The 3,256-nt window shown below is 72.6% G+C and carries 2 protein-coding genes; both read right to left on the bottom strand.

The window, feature by feature from the left end:
* Positions 1-2,029 (bottom strand): type I polyketide synthase (locus tag ABD308_RS39355; RefSeq protein WP_344345932.1); only part of this gene is annotated, 2,029 nt, incomplete at its 3' end.
* A gap of 27 nt (positions 2,030-2,056) precedes the next feature.
* Positions 2,057-3,256: type I polyketide synthase (locus ABD308_RS39350; protein WP_344345930.1), on the bottom strand; the 1,200-nt coding region annotated here is incomplete at its 5' end.

The raw sequence follows: 3,256 nt of genomic DNA, 5'->3' as shown, positions 1-3,256 counted from the left end.
GCACACCCGCCACATGCGCGGCCGCCAACTCACCGATCGAATGCCCCACCAGCACATCCGGCCGCAGACCACACGACTCCACCAGCCGGAACAACGCCACCTCGAACGCGAACAACGCCGACTGCGTGAACACCGTCCGATCCAACAACGCCGCCTCCGCCGAACCCTCCCCGGCGAACATCACCTCCCGCAGCGAACGCCCCAACAACCCGTCCAAATGCGAACACACCTCATCCAGCGCCACCGCGAACACCGGCGCCACCCCATACAACTCCCGCCCCATCCCAGGACGCTGAGCACCCTGCCCCGAAAACAGGAACGCCACCCCGACCTCACCGACCACCTGACCGGTCACCACGCCGGCGGTCGCGTGGCCCGCCTCGGCGAAGCCCGACAGGCCGACCAGCAGCTCCGTACGGTCGCCACCGACCACCGCCAAGCGGTGACCAAGTGCCGACCTGGCCGCCAACGACCCCGCCAGCGAAGCGAGTTCCTCCTCCGGGCGGTCCTGGGCGAACTCCAGCAGGCGGGCCGCCTGGGAGCGCAGCCCACCGGAGCTGCCGCCCGAGAGGACCCAGGTCACCGACTCGCCCGACAGCAGCGGAGCGGCGGCCTCGGCGGGCTCGGCGGGCTCCTCCGTGTCGGCGGGGGCCTCCTCGACGATCACATGGGCGTTGGTGCCGCTGGCCCCGAAGGAGGAGACACCGGCGCGCCGCGTGCGCTCGCCGCGCGGCCACGCGGCCGGCTCGGTCAGCAGCGACACGGCGCCCTCCGACCAGTCCACGAACGGCGACGGCTGGTCCACGTGCAGGGTGCGCGGCAGCTCCTCCCGCTGGAGGGCCATCACCATCTTGATCACACCGCCGACACCGGCCGCCGCCAGCGTGTGGCCCATGTTGGACTTCAGCGAGCCCAGCAGCAGCGGCCGGTCCTGCTCGCGGTCCTGGCCGTAGGTGGCGATCAGCGCCTGCGCCTCGATCGGGTCGCCCAGCCTGGTGCCGGTGCCGTGTGCCTCCACCGCGTCGACGTCGTCGGCCGACAGCCCGGCGTTGGCCAGTGCCGCGCGGATCACCCGCTGCTGCGAGGGGCCGTTCGGCGCGGTCAGGCCGCTGCTGGCGCCGTCCTGGTTGATGGCGCTGCCCCGGACGACGCCGAGCACCCGGTGACCCAGCCGCTTGGCGTCCGAGAGCCGTTCGAGCGCGATCAGGCCCACGCCCTCCGCCCAGGCCGTGCCGTCCGCGCCGGCCGCGAACGGCTTGCAGCGGCCGTCGGTCGACAGGGCCCGCTGGCGCGAGAACTCGATGAACCCGCCCGGCCCCGCCATGATCGTCACACCGCCGGCGAGGGCCATCGTGCACTCGCCCTGACGCAGCGCCTGCACGGCCAGGTGCAGGGCGACCAGCGACGACGAGCACGCCGTGTCCACCGTCACCGCCGGGCCCTCGAACCCGAAGGAGTACGACACCCGGCCCGACAGCACGCTGGAGGTGTTGCCGGTGAAGGCGTAGCCCTCGACGCTCTGCGCCACCTGCTCCAGGTCCGGGATGTACGAGACGGCCGCGCCGCCGACGAAGACGCCGGTCCGGCTGCCCTTCGCGGCCAGCGGGTCGATCCCGGCGCGCTCCAGCGCCTCCCAGGACACCTCCAGCAGCAGCCGCTGCTGCGGGTCCATGGCCAGTGCCTCACGCGGCGAGATCCCGAAGAACTCCGCGTCGAAGCCCGCGATGTCGTCCAGGAAGCCGCCCCGGCGGGTGTAGGACTTCCCGGACCGGTCCGGGTCCGGGTCGTAGAGGTCCTCCGGCCAGTCGCGGTCGGTCGGGAACTCCGAGGTGGCGTCCACGCCCTCGGCGACCAGGTCCCACAGCGCCTCGGGGGTGTTCACCCCGCCCGGGTAGCGGCAGGCCATGCCCACCACCGCGATCGGCTCGTGCGCCGCGTCGATCAGCCGCTGGTTCTCCCGCTGGAGCCGCTCGCGCTCCTTCACCGACGCTCGCAGCGCCCGGACGATGTCCTCAGTCGAGGCAGCCATGATGAAACCTACTTTCCGAGAGTCGATTCAGGATTCGTCGCCGAGAGCGAACTGGACGAGGTCGTCGATGGCCATCAGGTCGATGGACTCCTCGTCGCTCTCCGTGCTCGCGTCCGCGTCGGCCGACGGGTCGGCCAGCCCCAGGAGCTGCAGCAGCGGCTTCATCAGGCCGGCGCCCCTCAGACGGTCCAGCGGGATCGTGGCGAGCGCCCGGCGAATCCCCTCCTCCCCCGGCTCCCCCCGGTCCGCCGCCGGAGCGGATTCGGTTCCGGCGGGGGCGAGTTGGTCGAGGAGGTACTGGGTGAGGGCGTTGGGGGTGGGGTGGTCGAAGACGGCGGTGGCGGGCAGGCGGATGGCGGTGGCGGTGTGCAGGCGGTTGCGGAGTTCGACGGCGGTGAGGGAGTCGAGGCCCTGGTCGAGGAAGCCCCGGGTGGCGTCGATGACGGCGGGGTTGTCGATGCCGAGGATCACGCCGATCTGGCGCCGCACCAGGCCGAGCACGTGCTGGTGGCGCTCGGTGGGGGTGAGCCCGGCGAGCTGCTCGGTCAGCGCCGGCCCGGACTGGTGGGTGGTGGCGGTCGGCCGGACGGTGGCCAGCCGCGACCAGACCGGGAGCTGCGGGATGTGGGCCAGGTTGAGCGGCGAGGCGAAGTGGAGCGGCCGGGCCGTCCGGTCCGCCGCGTCGAAGATCTCCAGCCCGCGCTCGGAGCTCATCGGCACGATCACGCTGCGGGACATCCGGGCGTGGTCCTGGTCGGAGAGGTGGCCGGTCATCGCGCTGGCCTGGGCCCACAGGCCCCAGGCGAGGCTGGTGGCGGCCAGGCCGTTGGCGTGGCGGTGGGCGGCGAGGGCGTCCAGGAAGGTGTTCGCCGCGGCGTAGTTCGCCTGGCCGGGGCTGCCCAGCAGACCGGCCGCCGAGGAGAACATCACGAAGGCGCCCAGGTCGTGCTCCCTCGTCAACGCGTCCAGCAGGACGGCCGAGTCGACCTTGGAGGCCAGGATCGTCCGCAGCTGCTTCTCCGTCATGGCCGTCAGCGTGGCGTCGTCGAGGGCGCCGGTGGTGTGGATGACGGCGGTGAGGGGGTGTTCGGTGGGGATGGTGTGGATGAGGTCGGTGAGGGCGGTGGGGTTGGTGGCGTCGCAGGCGGTGATGGTGACGGTGTGGGCGCCGAGGGTGAGGAGGTCGTCGTGGAGTTGGTCGGCGCCGGGGGCGTGGGGGCCTTGGCG

Origin of the sequence: Kitasatospora putterlickiae (genome assembly GCF_039527695.1) — a bacterium.
Classification (GTDB): domain Bacteria; phylum Actinomycetota; class Actinomycetes; order Streptomycetales; family Streptomycetaceae; genus Kitasatospora; species Kitasatospora putterlickiae.
Note: the sequence above shows the minus strand (reverse complement) of the source record. Positions and strands in the feature narration are given on the sequence as shown.